13 protein-coding genes are annotated in these 14,634 nt (G+C 51.1%); 3 read left to right on the top strand and 10 right to left on the bottom strand.

Annotated elements, in window-relative coordinates; translation table 11 throughout:
• Positions 1 to 7: 7 nt before the first annotated feature.
• The 7 genes from PAECUDRAFT_RS19520 to PAECUDRAFT_RS19490 all read right to left on the bottom strand — a co-directional run bounded on the left by PAECUDRAFT_RS19520 (position 8) and on the right by PAECUDRAFT_RS19490 (position 8,784).
• Positions 8 to 2,194, bottom strand: coding sequence for a RelA/SpoT family protein (locus PAECUDRAFT_RS19520; protein WP_006039864.1), 2,187 nt, complete (start codon positions 2,192 to 2,194; stop codon positions 8 to 10).
• A 236-nt stretch (positions 2,195 to 2,430) separates the two neighbouring features.
• Positions 2,431 to 2,943 carry an adenine phosphoribosyltransferase gene (locus PAECUDRAFT_RS19515; protein WP_006039863.1) on the bottom strand — a complete coding sequence of 171 codons (513 nt, stop codon included), beginning with the start codon at positions 2,941 to 2,943 and terminating at the stop codon, positions 2,431 to 2,433.
• Complete coding sequence (gene recJ, locus PAECUDRAFT_RS19510; RefSeq protein ID WP_006039862.1) at positions 2,940 to 5,345, bottom strand: single-stranded-DNA-specific exonuclease RecJ; 2,406 nt, start codon at positions 5,343 to 5,345, stop codon at positions 2,940 to 2,942. Before recJ ends, PAECUDRAFT_RS19515 begins: the two co-directional genes overlap by 4 nt.
• Before the next feature lie 42 nt (positions 5,346 to 5,387).
• Entirely contained in the window at positions 5,388 to 6,287 is a 900-nt protein-coding gene (locus tag PAECUDRAFT_RS19505; RefSeq protein WP_006039861.1) for a cation diffusion facilitator family transporter, read from the bottom strand.
• 12 nt (positions 6,288 to 6,299) lie between these two features.
• Positions 6,300 to 7,232 carry a protein translocase subunit SecF gene (gene secF, locus PAECUDRAFT_RS19500; RefSeq protein WP_006039860.1) on the bottom strand — a complete coding sequence of 311 codons (933 nt, stop codon included), beginning with the start codon at positions 7,230 to 7,232 and terminating at the stop codon, positions 6,300 to 6,302.
• Positions 7,222 to 8,463 (bottom strand): protein translocase subunit SecD, encoded by a 1,242-nt coding sequence (secD, locus tag PAECUDRAFT_RS19495; protein WP_006039859.1) that lies wholly within the window; start codon positions 8,461 to 8,463, stop codon positions 7,222 to 7,224. The genes secF and secD overlap by 11 nt, the downstream gene beginning before the upstream one ends.
• Before the next feature lie 81 nt (positions 8,464 to 8,544).
• Positions 8,545 to 8,784, bottom strand: a complete 240-nt coding sequence (locus PAECUDRAFT_RS19490) for a post-transcriptional regulator (RefSeq protein WP_144266600.1) — start codon at positions 8,782 to 8,784, stop codon at positions 8,545 to 8,547.
• Between the two features lie 201 nt (positions 8,785 to 8,985).
• On the opposite strand from PAECUDRAFT_RS19490, the gene spoVB reads away from it, so the two are divergent.
• On the top strand, positions 8,986 to 10,587 hold the full coding sequence (gene spoVB / locus PAECUDRAFT_RS19485) for a stage V sporulation protein B (RefSeq protein ID WP_006039857.1): 1,602 nt from the start codon (positions 8,986 to 8,988) through the stop codon (positions 10,585 to 10,587).
• A 51-nt stretch (positions 10,588 to 10,638) separates the two neighbouring features.
• Here the strand turns inward: spoVB and PAECUDRAFT_RS19480 are convergent, their stop codons facing one another.
• A complete protein-coding gene (locus PAECUDRAFT_RS19480; RefSeq protein ID WP_006039856.1) occupies positions 10,639 to 11,463 on the bottom strand; it encodes a DUF421 domain-containing protein in 825 nt (274 codons plus the stop codon).
• Positions 11,464 to 11,690: 227 nt separating this feature from the next.
• Here PAECUDRAFT_RS19480 and PAECUDRAFT_RS19475 point away from each other — a divergent pair, with 227 nt between their 5' ends.
• Together PAECUDRAFT_RS19475 and PAECUDRAFT_RS19470 are read left to right on the top strand one after the other, a co-directional pair.
• The gene (locus PAECUDRAFT_RS19475; protein ID WP_006039855.1) at positions 11,691 to 12,080 is read left to right on the top strand and encodes a TIGR04086 family membrane protein; all 390 of its coding nucleotides are present in this window, start codon (positions 11,691 to 11,693) and stop codon (positions 12,078 to 12,080) included.
• 97 nt (positions 12,081 to 12,177) lie between these two features.
• On the top strand, positions 12,178 to 13,029 hold the full coding sequence (locus PAECUDRAFT_RS19470) for a phosphatase PAP2 family protein (RefSeq protein WP_006039854.1): 852 nt from the start codon (positions 12,178 to 12,180) through the stop codon (positions 13,027 to 13,029).
• Between the two features lie 97 nt (positions 13,030 to 13,126).
• On the opposite strand, the gene yajC is transcribed toward PAECUDRAFT_RS19470, so the two are convergent.
• Positions 13,127 to 13,468 carry a preprotein translocase subunit YajC gene (gene yajC, locus PAECUDRAFT_RS19465; protein ID WP_006039853.1) on the bottom strand — a complete coding sequence of 114 codons (342 nt, stop codon included), beginning with the start codon at positions 13,466 to 13,468 and terminating at the stop codon, positions 13,127 to 13,129.
• A 17-nt stretch (positions 13,469 to 13,485) separates the two neighbouring features.
• Complete coding sequence (gene tgt / locus PAECUDRAFT_RS19460; RefSeq protein ID WP_006039852.1) at positions 13,486 to 14,619, bottom strand: tRNA guanosine(34) transglycosylase Tgt; 1,134 nt, start codon at positions 14,617 to 14,619, stop codon at positions 13,486 to 13,488.
• Positions 14,620 to 14,634 lie beyond the last annotated feature (15 nt).

Raw genomic sequence — 14,634 nt, 5'->3', positions numbered from 1 at the left:
GACAAGGCTACTGCATAATCCGTTGAACGGAATAAATGTCTTTGACACGCTTGATTTTCTCGACAACCGATTCCAAATGCTGCACGTTTCGAATCAGAATCGTCATGTGAATCATCGCCATTTTATTTTTGACCGCTCGGCTCGTAACAGCAGAAATGTTCGTCTTGCTCTCCGATACCGCTTGCAGCACTTCATTCAATACGCCGCGGCGATCATGCCCGGTAATCTCGATGTCGACGCTATAATTCGCTTCAATCGACTCTTCCCACTCTACTTCAATGACGCGTTCCGCCTCTTCCCCATCGTTTCCAAACGGAATGTTGGTGCAATCGAGGCGATGGACTGAAACACCGCGTCCGCGCGTAATATAGCCGACGATTTCATCGCCCGGCACAGGGTTGCAGCATCGTGCGAACCGCACGAGCAGGTTGTCGATGCCTTTAACCGTAACGCCATGATTCGGCCGATTTTTCCTAGCTCCCGGCGTGCGCATCTCACGCGGTTCGCTCGTCAGCTCGATTAAGCTTGCTTCTTCCGCTTCCTTACGAAGCTTCTCCGTCAGCTTCGAACATACTTGGGCCGCCGTAATGCCGTTGAATCCAATAGCTGACAGCATATCCTCCAAGTCGTTAAACGTAAAGCGAGTCGCCACTTCTTGCAGCTTATCGTCCGTCAGCCATGCGGAGGCTTCTAATCCGAGCCGTTTGATTTCACGTTCAAGGAGCTCGCGTCCCTTGGCTACATTCTCATCCCGCTTCTCTTTTTTGAACCATTGTTTGATTTTGCTCCGCGCATGCGACGATTGAGCGATTTTGACCCAATCCTGGCTTGGTCCATATGAATGCTTGGAGGTCAAAATCTCCACGATATCGCCAGTCTTGAGCTTATGGTCAAGCGGTACAATACGGCCATTGACTTTCGCGCCAATCGTTCGATTACCGACCTCCGTGTGTACGCGATAAGCAAAATCAAGCGGAACGGATCCTGCCGGCAGCTCGAATACCTCGCCCTTTGGCGTAAATACGAAAACAAGATCAGAGAAGAAATCCATCTTCAATGATTCGACAAATTCCGATGCGTCCTTGGCGTCCTGCTGCAATTCGAGTATCTCGCGGAACCATGACATTTTGTCTTCAAAATTCCCGCTTGCGACAACGTGGTTGCCGCCTTCCTTATAAGCCCAATGCGCCGCAACGCCATACTCGCTCGTACGATGCATGTCCCACGTCCGAATTTGGACCTCGGTCGGTTCGCCATTTTGTCCGATTACGGTCGTGTGGAGAGATTGGTACATGTTCGCTTTCGGCATCGCGATATAATCCTTGAATCGCCCTGGCATTGGACGCCATAGCGTATGGATGATCCCGAGCGTCGCATAACAATCTTTAATATTATCAACGATGATTCGAATTGCAAGCAGATCGTAGATTTCATTAAACTGCTTGTTTTTCATCGTCATTTTCTTGTAAATGCTATAAATATGTTTCGGTCGGCCAGAGATGTCACCTTGAATCCCCATCTCATCGAGCTTCTCGTTTATACGTCCAATGACTTCATCGATATACTGCTCCCGCTCCGTCCGCTTCTTCTTCATCAGATTGGCGATGCGGTAATACTGCTGCGGATTCAAGTAGCGAAGCGCGATATCCTCCATCTCCCACTTGATTGCACTGATACCGAGCCGATGCGCGATCGGACAAAAAATTTCCAGCGTCTCATATGCGATCCGGCGCTGCGCTTCCTCCGACTGGAACTTCAGCGTACGCATATTGTGCAGCCGGTCAGCAAGCTTTATCAAAATAACGCGAATGTCCTGCGCCATGGCGACGAACATTTTGCGATAGTTCTCATTCTGCTGCTCTTCCTTGGAGCGGAATTTGATTTTCTCCAGCTTGGTCAAGCCGTCGACAAGCATTGCGCACGTATCCCCGAAACGGGCACGCACGCCGTCGAGGTTGACGGTCGTGTCTTCGACGACATCATGCAATAATGCCGCAATAATCGACATGACGTCCATCTGCATGTCGACCAGAATATCTGCGACTGCAATCGGATGCAAAATATACGGTTCGCCTGATTTGCGGACCTGGCCGTGATGCGCTTGTTCCGCAAAATCATAAGCTTCCCGTACTCGCAGCAAATCCTGGTCTTTCATATAGGTCGATGCCTTTTCGAGTAACTGCTCTATGCCCATGCAACGTCCCTTTCCGAAACGAGTCGAATGATGCCCTCGCTCACCCTTATCAAAAACTTAACTTCTTGCCGTTCACGTTTCGTGATTAATGGATTAAAGCTATTATGCCTGCTAAACCAAGGCGGCGTCAACTCTCGAACCGAATCAAGGAACCGCCCTTCCCGTGAAACAAAGAAACAGCCTGCCGTTCTCGCTGCCAAAGTTGGCGGCAAAAACGCAGGCTGTATCGGCTTTGCTTAATACGTAATCAGCGATTGTACTTCAATGCCGCCAAGCTTCTCGCGGCCTGGCAGATAGCTCAGCTCGATCAGGAACGACGCCCCTACCACTTCGCCGCCCAACTGGCGGATCAAATCGATCGTCGTCGCGATGGTGCCGCCCGTTGCAAGCAAATCGTCCGCGATCAGAACGCGTTGGCCCGGCTTGATGGAATCGGCATGGATCGCAAGGCGGTCTTTGCCGTACTCAAGATCGTAGCTTGCTTCAACCGTTTCGCCTGGCAGCTTGCCGGATTTACGAACGGGCACGAAGCCTACGCCAAGCGAGATCGCAAGCGGAGCTCCAATGACGAAGCCCCGAGCCTCTGGTCCTGCTACCAAATCAATTTCTTTGTGGGCAATGGCTTTATGCATCGCTTCGATTGCTGCACGATATGCTGCTCCATCCTTCAACAGCGTCGTAATGTCTTTGAAGCGAATGCCTGGTTGCGGATAATCTGGAATAACGCGGATATAATCCTTAAAATTCATGATTTCATACGTCCTCTCTGAATAAGTTCCATTAATTGCTCTACCGTTCCAAATAAAGTTTCGTTCGCTTCCGCCTGCAATAAAGCTTGCTGATAAGCGACAGCCGAAGAAAGCTCCGCTTTGGCCGGCGTCCCATTCACCGTTATCCAGCCGTCTGCCCGTGTAATGAAAGCTAACTCTTCAAATACAGCAATCATCATGCCAATCGTCTCTGCCGGCCAGCCGATCTGCTCGGAGAGCCGTTCGGCCAAGCCTGACTCGGCCAGCCGCCCTTGTCTTCGAATCGACTGATAGGCGGCTGCGAAATCTGTTCGATCCGGGAAAATCGCACGCGTTGTTGAGCGAGGGCTAGACTTGCTTCGACCTGGATATAGCAAATGAATGCTCTCAAGTGCACGAAGCGATGTCGATAGCTCTTGCAGCGCCAGGGCCGAAGATGGCAGGCCATACACAATCAGCTCTTGAACCGGCAACGTTTCTTCAAGCGGCTCGCCATAGGAAGAAAGCTGGTAGGTTCCCGCTGCAGCATCCGTGCGGGCGCAGGCAGCAGCGGTCTCGCGTACGGCATGCTCAGCTGTAACGATTAGCGTTCTTCTGCCCGTTCGGCTAGCCGTCTCAAGCAGCTTGCGGAGCATTGCGTAGGGCTCGCGCTCTCCCCGCCAGTCAAACAGCTGAACATTTGCAATGCGGATGTCTTGAATAAAGAGCTGTGGTTTACGGTTGCCATTCCACTCGTTCACAGATAGCTCGCCTACCAGATCCGCTTGGGCGCCAAAAGCAATTCGTTCCGCTAACTCGCCGAAGCCAAAGCCTACTGCTTCCAAACGCGATGGTTGGCCGCCCAATGCAAGGCGCAGATGCTTGCTTTCCTTCCCCATCGTACGCTTGTCTGTCACGGGCTGCTGCTCGAACAAAAACCGCGGCGCGGGATTCCCAGCTCCAAAAGGCTCAAGCAGCGCCAACTGATCGATTGTATCCAGTGAGGCTTCCTTCGGCGAACAGGCCAAGTCAATGAAGGTCTTCGGAACCCAATCCTCCGGAGACAGCCATGCCATCGCCGAATCGCTAAGGCTTTGCTCTAACGCATCCAGCTTGTCTCGATGCAAGGTCATGCCGGCCGCGGCTTGGTGTCCGCCGAAGTGGTCAAACAAATCCGCGCAAGCCGTAAGTGCCGCATGGAGATCGAAGCCGTCAATCGACCGGGCCGAGCCTTTGCACTTCCCGGTCTCTGTATCGATCCCCAAAACTACGGTTGGCTTGTAGTATCTCTCCAGCATTTTGGAAGCGACGATGCCGATTACGCCTGCATTCCAGCCTTCGCCAGCCAACACGATAACTGCAGGAGGTGACTGGCACGCTTCTGCGGCAATGCGGCACTTCTCTGCCCATTGGCTCATCGCTTCGTCAACCATCTCTTCGACGATGCGCTGGCGTTCGCGGTTGAGGGCATCAAGCCTCGCCGCGAGCAGTTCGGCTGCTTCCTGATCTGATGTAGTAAGCAGCTCCACTGCGCCTCCCGCGTGATCGAGCCTGCCGCTTGCATTAATACGAGGCGCCATCGAGAAGGCAACATTCGTTGAAGTGACAGCCTGCAACTGTACGCCTGCTGTTTCAGCGAGCGCTAGAAATCCCGGGCGCGTCCTTAACGCCATTTCCTTAAGCCCTTGCCGAACGAGCACGCGATTCTCGCCATTCAAGGGCATAACGTCAGCGATTGTGCCAAGCGCAACAATATCGGTCAGATCCAGCGGCGCTTCCCCTAGCAAAGCGGTGGCAAGCTTGAAGGCAACTCCTACTCCCGCAAGCGACTTGTAAGGATACTGGCAGTATGGCAACTTCGGATTAATAATCGAGTAGGCATCTGGCAGCACTTCCGGCGGTTCGTGATGATCCGTTACGACGACCTCTATGCCCTTCGCTTTTGCGTAAGCAATTTCGTCTACAGCGCTGATGCCTGTATCAACGGTAATAATCAACTTCACGCCTGCCTCCGCTGCTAAGTCGATTGCAGCACAATTCATGCCATAGCCTTCACGCGTACGGTGCGGGATATAGTAATCGAATTTAGCCCCGAGACGCTCAAGCAAATGAATCATTAACGAGGTGCTCGAGACCCCGTCCGCGTCATAGTCGCCATAAATGCGAATCCACTGTTCTTGTTCGATCGCATGACGGATGCGCTGCACTGCAGCTTCCATGCCCGCCAATAAATAAGGGTCATGCGTTAATTCCATTCCGCCATGCAGAAAGGACGTCGCTGCTTCCTCGCTCTCAATGCCCCGTCCGACGAGCAGGCGGGCGACTAACGGCGGAAGCGCAAGAGCTTGCATGAGATGGCCAGCCGCTTGTTCACGTCGTTCATCCCAATCAGGCTGTGACCACCGTGTTTTGGATCGAATCATCGGTGCAAGCCTCCTATCTTTACACAATGAAAGACGCTGCAGCTATTGCAGCAGCGTCGGCATATGTTCTTGATTTGGATCATGATTTGATTTGTATGGATAACCGGGATCATACGGCTCGACATGGACGGAAACCTCCGTCACATGAATAAACCGTTTCATGATGAGCTGTTTCACACGTTTAGCAATCTCATGCCCATCCAATACGGAGATACGCGGATTTACACTGATGACAATGCTAGCCACAATGTAATGGCCATGCTCGCGTGCACGTAGAGACTCCACCGTTACAACGCCTTCTACCCGTTGAATGACTTCCATCAGCTCGTTCGCTTGCTCTTCCGGCCCGATCGCATTCGTTTTGTGCTGCACTAAACCTAAGAGACAATGATAGCCCTTATAAACAATTATGAATGCGACAAGGATCGCTGCCAAGCAATCTCCTGCCTTCAAAGCTGGCACCGATGCGGATTGTCCAAATGCTGCACATCCCGCGCCTGCAATCGTGATGCCGGATGCCAGCCGATCAAGCCATGCTTGGCTCCTTGCAGGCAGCAGCCACTCCTTAAGCACCAGCATAGCCAGTGCAAAGGCGGCGGCTGTCCAATCAGGAGCGGATTCCGCTCCTGATTGCCAAACTCGGAAGGCCTCCAAGCCGACTTCTACACCGAGCAGCAAAGTGATCGCCGAGACGATAATGACTGCCGCGGTAACGCCATTTTCTGGGGATAGTGATTGTTTTCTCGTTATGCCTTCTTGCGGACGTATACTGCTGCCGAGTGATTCTGCGCCATTCGCAACTGATCGAACAGCATCTGCCATCAATACCGTGCTGCCCGATAGAAGCGCGACAGCTGCCTTGCCAAGCGCCAATGCACCATTTCCCCATATTCCCGCGTTTATCCCCGAGAACCGTTTGTCTGATAGTCGATTAGCGCTCATGATTGCCTCCTCTTAAGAAGCAGCCGATGTTTTAGCCGTTTGCTTAGGTTTTTGCTTGCCTCTGAGCATAAGCCAGAGCGGGCTTGCGATACATACGGAAGAGTACGCGCCGCTCGTCAAACCGATTATTTTCGCAAGCGCGAACAGCTTGATCGATTCGCTGCCGAACAGATACAAGCTGATCGCAACGATCAATACCGTCAATACCGTGTACACGTTCCGAGCCATCGTTTGCCACAAGCTCGCATTAACCATCTCTGCCAATTGCTCTTTATTTTTCGTTTTGCTGAAGCGCAAGTTCTCGCGAATGCGGTCAAAGATAACGATTTTATCGTTGATCGAGTAACCGATCGTCGTGAGCACTGCCGCGATGAACGGCAGATCGACTTCGAGACGGAAGATCGAGAACAACGCAACAACGACGAAGGCGTCATACAAAATGGCGATGTTCGCAGCTAGCGCGAAGCGCCATTCGAAGCGAATCGCTACGTAGATCATAATCGCAACGCTCGCAATAATGACCGCATAAATCGTCTTCACGCCGAGTTCGCGCGCCATATCCGGCGACACGACGTTAACCTCTGCGGACACTTGATCGCCGTATTGCTTTTTCAATGCGTTCAAAATTTCCGTTACCTTCGGCTGCTCCAATACTTCGTCGAAGCGGACGGACAAGCGTTGATTCGATGCGCCGCCTACTGTTGGCGCCAAATCCTTGTAGCCAAGCGTGCCGAGAAGCTCTTTGGCTTGCTCCTGCGTTACCGCCTTGCCAATCTCGATATCCATATTCGTGCCGGCTTTGAAGTCTACCCCGTAGTTAAGGCCGAAGACGAGCAACGATACGATGCCCAGCACCACCAAAGCGAGGGAAGCGCCGAAAAACTTCTTCTGATGCTTTATAAAGTCAAAGCGGATATTAGTATGGAACTTGTCGTTATAGTGCACGGATCTCCGCCTCCTTCACGCCATAGTAGCTTGGCTTGTTAAACTTGTTGCTCCGAATGAGCAAGTGAATGAGGAAGCGCGAGAAGAAGATGTTTGTCAAAATACTGACGAGAATACTGAAAATCATCGTGAGCGCAAAGCCGCGAATCGCGCCGTTGCCGATAACGTACAGCACCACGCTGGCGATAATGTTCGTAATGTTCGCGTCCATAATCGTACGAAGCGAGTTTTTGGATCCTGCTTTTAGCGAGGATAGCAAGCTCTTGCCGCTTCGAATTTCTTCCTTGATCCGCTCGTACATAATGATATTCGCATCGACGGCCATGCCGACGCCGAGCACGAATGCTGCGATGCCAGGCAGCGTCAGTGTTGCATTCATCATAATAAATACAAGTAATAGCAACCAAACGTACGATACGACCGTAATACCGGCAATGACGCCTGGAATACGGAAGAGAATAACCAAGAACACAAGAATAATGGCCGAGCCGATCAAGCCCGCTTCAACGGTTTGGTGAAGCGATTGCTGGCCAAGCTTCGCGCCTACGCTTTGCGTGTATTTTTCCGTCAGCTTCAGCGGCAACGCGCCAAGATTAATGGTGTCCTTGAGCTTCGTCGCTTCTTCTGTCGTATAGTTGCCGCTAATTTGCGCTGTGCCGCCGCTGATCGTGTAGTTAACCTTCGGTGCGGAAAGCAGCTCGTCATCAAGGAAGATTGCCAGTTCTTGTCCGGTCAATCGTTTTGTAATTTCTTCGAATTTCTTAGCATCCTTGAGCTTAATCGTAATAATCGGATTGCCGAATTCATCACGCTGAATAGCGGCGCCGTTTTGTACGAAGTCCGTGCCGTTCAGCTCGATCTTATCCCGATTCGCACCGCTGCGGAAAGTCAGGTTAACAGGCTTCTTCAGCATGTCGCGAACCTCGTCCTCATCGGTTACGCCGGCAAGCTTCACGCGAATGCGGTTGCTGCCTTCGGTCGTAATTTCAGGCTCTGCGATCCCCTTCTTGTCGATACGAGCTTCCAAGCTTTTTCTTGTTTCCTTGAGCGACGATGGCGTAACCTTCTCGCCACCCTCCATTGGGGAAGCTTCATACAATACCTCGAAGCCGCCTTTCAAATCCAATCCCAATCTGATGTCGTTCACTAGTCCTGGAGTGGTCCAAGCGAATACGCCGGCCATGATGACGATAATACCCAGGAAGGCTACTAACCTGCTGCTGCCTTTCATCGACCCATTATCCCCCTTATGATCTCAATAGTCCTATTATACCGACAGGGCAAAAAGCAGTCAAAAAAAGTGCCGTTTCGATTAGAAACGGCTTCCCCGATACGCGTCCAACGTCATTTGGTTCATGAAACTCGTCACTTTAAGCGACAAAATGTCGTTAACTATGACATGCAGCGCGGGCTGCCCATGCTTCGCATATTTCGCTTGCACACAGGACCAGACTTCCTCCGCCTCCACATGCTCGTATCCGATTAGCCGGAACTCTTCTGCCTTGCTTTCGCATAGCGACTGCACCATACTGTTGAACTCCTCGTCAGTCATGTTCGTCATCGCTCGCCCTACCTTTCCATCGCCATGCTACATACGCGCAAAGGGCAACAAGCATATATTCGCCCTAAATAATCAGATTCCTTCCGCCAAATATTGAAAACTCTGTACAAATTGCCGCCTGCAGTGGACATGCGCAGTCGTAATCCCGCATAAGGATGGAGAGAGCTTGTTCTTATGAAGAGAGGGAAGCGTGTGACGAAACAGTCTTTTATGAAAGGCGCTATGATTCTGCTTATTGCCGGCATCATCAATCGGCTGCTCGGATTCGTGCCGCGCATTGCGCTGCCACGTATTATAGGAGCCGAAGGTGTTGGCATCTACCAGCTCGGCTATCCCTTCTTGTCCGTCATGCTCACGATCGTGATTGGGGGCATCCCGCTCGCTGTCGCCAAATGGATTGCCGAGGCGGAATCGCAAGGCGACCATCGGCGCGTCAAACATATTTTTAGAACGGCTATGCTGCTAACGGTTTCGCTCTCACTTGCCCTCACCCTGCTGCTGCTTCTATTCGCACCGCTAATCTCTTCCCATGTCCTGCCTGATGCCCGCGTTTATCAAACGTTCCTATGTATGACGCCGCTCGTCATTATTATAGGTATTTCTTCCGTCTATCGCGCCTATTTCCAAGGCATGCAAAACATGATTCCAACAGCGGTGTCCCAAGTAACCGAGACGATCATTCGCATTATCATTGCGCTTGTGCTCGCTGCCGCCCTGCTTCCCTTCGGGCTTCAATGGGCTGCCGCAGGCGCGATGCTGGGTACGGTAGCTGGCGAGATTGCAGGGCTTGCTGTCACGTTATACCATTACCGGAAAGAGCGCCGCAGCAAACGTTTTATGGAAGCCTCCGCAGAAGCAGAAGCAAACGACCAACCAAATGTAAACAAGCATGCATGGTCCAAAAGAGAGCGCCCTACGCCTGTCCTTCAGCGGCTGCTTAAAATTTCGGTTCCAGTCACAGCAAGCCGATTAGTCGGCTCATTGTCCTATTTATTCGAGACGATTCTGACTAACCGCAGCCTTGCCGCAGCAGGCATCGTCGTTGGCGTTGCCACTTCCCAATACGGGGCTTTGCAGGGGATGGTCGTTCCCTTAATTCTCCTCCCTACGGCGTTGACTTATTCCTTGTCCGTATCGTTAATCCCGTCATTGTCCGAGGCTGCTGCACGCGACGACTATGCACTAATACAGAAACGATTGCTTCAGTCGCTGCGCTTGTCCCTCGTTTCCGGCGCGCCTTTCGTCGTTATAATGACGTTATTCGCTGAGCCGCTATGCCGTTTAATTTACAATCATCCCGATATTGCGCCGATGCTTCAGCTAATCGCGCCGTTTGGGCTGTTCATCTACTTGCAAGGCCCGTTCCAAGCTGCGCTTCAAGCGCTGGATAAGCCAGGAACTGCGCTGCTAAACACCTTTATCGGTGCTGTTATCAAGCTTATTTTAATCGTACAGCTTGCATCCAAGCCTGAGCTTGGGATCTATGGAGCTGCCATTGCCATTTGCGTCAACATCGCCATCGTGACAGCGCTTCATGGCTGGAGCGTTGCACGATCCGTCGGCTTCCGTCTGCCTTATCTGGATTACATTAAAGTCTGCGCTGCGATGACGGTCATGGGCGCATTTGCACTGTGGCTAATGAACAACGCCTGGTTGCCGCATGAAGCCTTAAACGTTATGCTGGCCTCGTTCGGCGGATTAATGATTTATCTGGTCATCATGATGATAACCGGCATCATCAATCGATCTGATTTGCCGCGATTACCGCTTATCGGCCGTCTGTTCAAATCATAAAAAACAACGCATCGCTTGATTGCTCTGCTGCAATCCATACGATGCGTTGTTTCATTTGCGAGTACGGCTTTTATCGACATACCATTTGCCTCGATGGTCGACCGTACATAAGAATACCTCTTTAAAATCGGATACGCCGCGCTGCTGAAGCTCGTTTTTTAGCCAGAATCTTGTTTTCTCCAGCTTCTCAAGATTCTCGTCCTGCACCTTGCCATCCATAATGAGCGGAACCGGAAGCATCTCGAATCGGTATCGATTGGGAAAAAGCGATGAACCGGATGTGCTGGACGCTGCCGGATTCAATGCGCTTACATGATTTCGCTCCTTCTGCTCAGCCGCCTGCTGGCCTGCTTCACCCTTGTCTGTATCTTCGTGAGCAGTGGAGCTTCGGTACCCGCGCTCCATTCCTGAATCTTCTCTCTCCCGCTTGATAACGGACAGCTTGCCGCTTGTCTCCAGAATGGCAAACTCGACATCGCCTACCGTACTTACCCCATTCTCCCGCAGCTGCAGCATAAGGTCATCTAAGTTATAGCGCCCTTTTGTCATGACCCCTCGATTTATTTTGCCATTCTCCACGATGATGCTCGGTTTCCCGTCGAATAGCAGACGGATCTTCCGGTTTTTCATAGCGACGAACGAGATCATAATTTGGATAAGCATAAGCAGCACCATTGGAACGACCCCATGCCACATGGATCGGCTGGTATCTTCAATCACGATGACTGCAATCTCCGCGATCATAAACGAAATCACCAGGTCCAAGACAGACATTTTACCGATCTCCCGTTTGCCCATTAACCGCATCACCAAAAAGACGACAAAGTAAATCAGAATCGTTCTTATGAGCAGACTCCCAAGCTCGCCGGTCTCCACACCTCACGCCCTCCTTACGCTACCTTCGTCTTGTACACGGTATTGTCACCTACCGATCTCACCGTCATGCGATGGATAAGCATCGAATATATGGCAGCACGCCCATTCTCATCAGATGCATACTGCTTATTTCCATTGATGCCTAGCAAGCGCGCTTGTACTAAACCAGCATGCCAAGCCATACAGTGGAAGTAAGTCCAATATTCGTGGAGGAGGTCTGTAATCAAATGAATCCCATTAAAAATGTTTCCAAAGTAAACGTATCATCCCCTACGCTGGCAGGTGCTCTGACGGCATGCATCTGGCTCGCGGCAGGCGCGCTTATCCTTTCATTTGCCTTGCGATTCAGCGGCATGCAGGAAACGTCGCTCCCGATGTCCTCATTAGTTGTCCATGGCTGTGCATCGCTTGCCGGCGGATTTTCTTCTGGCAAAAGATCCGGGCGCAAGGGCTGGTATTACGGCGGCGCTCTTGGTCTTGTTTATGCGATTCTCATCATTCTCATCGGCTTCTTATCCGTTAACGCCGGCTTTTCCTCGCAGACATGGTCTCTGCTGGCCATTGTCATTCCAGTTGGCTCGCTTGGCGGCATGATTGGTGTCAATCTGAAGAAATGATGCTTGCCTTTGCGAATTTCCCCCTGAATTGTGATATACTAATGCAGGCGCTTTTGGACAAAAGTCTTACAGTCTTACAGTCTTAGGGGGATCAAGAATGGTTTTGTTTCACGATATGGGGGACGTCGCGCTTTATACAACAGTTGTCGTCACGTTGTTTATTGCGTATGGCGTAGCCGGGAATCCGTTTGCAGCCGCATACGCATTTCTAAAGCATCTCGTTATCTCCCGTCGGTATTTGCTCCATTTTGCAGCATTAGCCGCCATCTTGTTTGTGAACAAGTATGAGATGAAAATTGAAAATAAAATGGATTATGGACCCAATTTCACCTCCTTCTTTAAATCGATTGAAGGTAACTTTGTCGCTACAATTCAGCACACGTTCCATAATGATGTCATTACCACATTCGTTTCGTTTACCTATGTCGTAGTATTTCAAGCGATAATGCTTGCATCGATCGGCATTTATACGTATAAAAGCGAATCCAAAAAAATGTTCTATGCTACCTGCTATGCGATTATGCTCAACTATTTGATTGCGATTCCATTCTTCTTGTTCTTCCCGATTAACGAAGTGTGGTCTTATGATCCAAATGTAAAATTCCTGATGCTAGATGTGTTCCCGACCTTCGAAACCGAATATCGCGCATTGTCAGGCTTAAACAATTGCTTCCCTAGCCTGCATACTTCCTTATCCGTAACCATGGCCGTCCTTGCGTTACGTTCGGGCAACAAAAGATGGGCGGCGCTTGTATGTACGTTTGCTGCTGTTATTATTTTCTCGATCTTCTATCTGGGCATCCATTGGTTAATCGACATGTGCGGCGGCATGCTGCTTGGCTTGTTCGCATCCACGATGGGAATGAAGCTTGCTCAGCTGCAAACCGTACGGCGGCTGCCGAATCCAAGCCTGCCAGTTCGCGCTTTCGCCCAAGAGGAGAGCAACTAATAACGAATATACGCACAGTGTCCGATTACAAAATAGACAAGCAAAAAGCCAGTCCCCCTGAGGAACTGGCTTTTTTGCTTGATACGACGCCAGACAACTATTCCGATTTCTCGGATTTCTCAAGCTTCTTGTCCGTCGGAGCAGGCGCACTGGAAATAACATTGTTGATTGCGCTGCGTTCAAACGTAATTTTGACTGTGTCATTCACGCGAACAACAGCTACATCATCAGTCAATTCTACGATCGTTCCGTGCATGCCGCCGATGGTCGAAATTTTGTCGCCCTTCTTCAGCTGGTTCAGCATCAGATTACGCGTTTTTGTCTTCCGTTGTTGTGGGCGGATCAGCAAGAAATAGAATACTGCGAACATGAGAACAAACGGCAATACCAGTCCCCAAATTCCGCCGCCCGAGGACGCCGCTTCTGCTGCAAGATACATATGGGTTCCTCCTTTCTTTAGAAGCCTCTTTCGTTGTCATTCAGGCCATAGCGCGCGAAGAACTCGTCCCGGAAATCAAGCAGACGGTCGTCCATAATCGCTTGGCGTACGTCCTTCATGAGCTGCAATAAGAAGTGCAAATTATGGTACGTCGTCAGTCGAATGCCAAATGTTTCGTCGGCTTTGATCAGATGACGGATGTACGCGCGGGAATAGTTACGGCAAGTGTAGCAATCGCAAGCCGGGTCCAACGGGCCAAAATCATCAGCGAATTTCGCATTGCGAATGACGAGGCGGCCTTCGCTGGTCATCGTCGTGCCATTACGCGCAATGCGTGTCGGGAGAACGCAATCAAACATATCGATTCCACGAATCGATCCTTCGATGAGCGCATCCGGCGAACCGACGCCCATCAAATAACGCGGCTTGCCTGCCGGAAGCAGCGGAACCGTATGATCAAGCATATCATACATGAGCGGCTTGGACTCGCCTACGCTAAGTCCGCCGATTGCAAAGCCAGGGAAATCCATCGAAGTCAGCTGCTCCGCGCTCATTTTGCGAAGATCCGCATACATGCCGCCTTGCACAATGGCGAACAGCGCCTGATCATGCGGACGAGCATGCGCCTTCAAGCAGCGTTCTGCCCAACGCGTTGTACGCTCAAGCGATTGCTTCACGTAATCGTACTCGGCTGGATATGGCGGGCACTCGTCGAAGGCCATCATAATGTCCGACCCGAGCGCGTTCTGAATTTCCATGGCTACCTCTGGCGAGATAAAGAGCTTGTCCCCGTTCAAGTGCGAACGGAACGTTACGCCCTCTTCCGTAATCTTACGCATGTTAGCCAAGCTGAACACTTGAAATCCGCCGCTATCCGTAAGAATAGGACGGTCCCAGTTCATAAACTTATGAAGGCCGCCCGCTTGACGGACAATCTCATGTCCTGGACGGATGAACAGATGGTACGTATTGCTTAATATAATTTGGGCTTCCATCGACTTGAGCTCTTCTGGGCTCATCGTCTTAACGGTTGCCTGCGTACCGACGGGCATAAACGTTGGCGTCTCGATAATGCCATGGGGCGTATGTACACGTCCCAGACGCGCTCCAGATTGCTTGCAAACTTTAATTAATTCGTATTTAACTGCCACGAAAGTCCCTCTTCC

Source organism: Paenibacillus curdlanolyticus YK9, assembly GCF_000179615.1.
Taxonomy (GTDB): Bacteria; Bacillota; Bacilli; order Paenibacillales; family Paenibacillaceae; genus Paenibacillus_T; species Paenibacillus_T curdlanolyticus.
This window is presented reverse-complemented; position numbering and strand designations above follow the sequence as displayed.

Bases quoted from the DNA above. Each gene is read 5' to 3' on its own strand.
- PAECUDRAFT_RS19475 (WP_006039855.1), top strand. From the start codon at position 11,691: ATGAATCCCATTAAAAATGTTTCCAAAGTAAACGTATCATCCCCTACG.
- recJ (WP_006039862.1), bottom strand. From the start codon at position 5,345: ATGATTCGATCCAAAACACGGTGGTCACAGCCTGATTGGGATGAACGA.
- PAECUDRAFT_RS19520 (WP_006039864.1), bottom strand. From the start codon at position 2,194: ATGGGCATAGAGCAGTTACTCGAAAAGGCATCGACCTATATGAAAGAC.
- PAECUDRAFT_RS19515 (WP_006039863.1), bottom strand. From the start codon at position 2,943: ATGAATTTTAAGGATTATATCCGCGTTATTCCAGATTATCCGCAACCA.
- PAECUDRAFT_RS19505 (WP_006039861.1), bottom strand. From the start codon at position 6,287: ATGAGCGCTAATCGACTATCAGACAAACGGTTCTCGGGGATAAACGCG.
- PAECUDRAFT_RS19470 (WP_006039854.1), top strand. From the start codon at position 12,178: ATGGTTTTGTTTCACGATATGGGGGACGTCGCGCTTTATACAACAGTT.
- PAECUDRAFT_RS19490 (WP_144266600.1), bottom strand. From the start codon at position 8,784: ATGACTGACGAGGAGTTCAACAGTATGGTGCAGTCGCTATGCGAAAGC.
- yajC (WP_006039853.1), bottom strand. From the start codon at position 13,468: ATGTATCTTGCAGCAGAAGCGGCGTCCTCGGGCGGCGGAATTTGGGGA.
- secD (WP_006039859.1), bottom strand. From the start codon at position 8,463: ATGAAAGGCAGCAGCAGGTTAGTAGCCTTCCTGGGTATTATCGTCATC.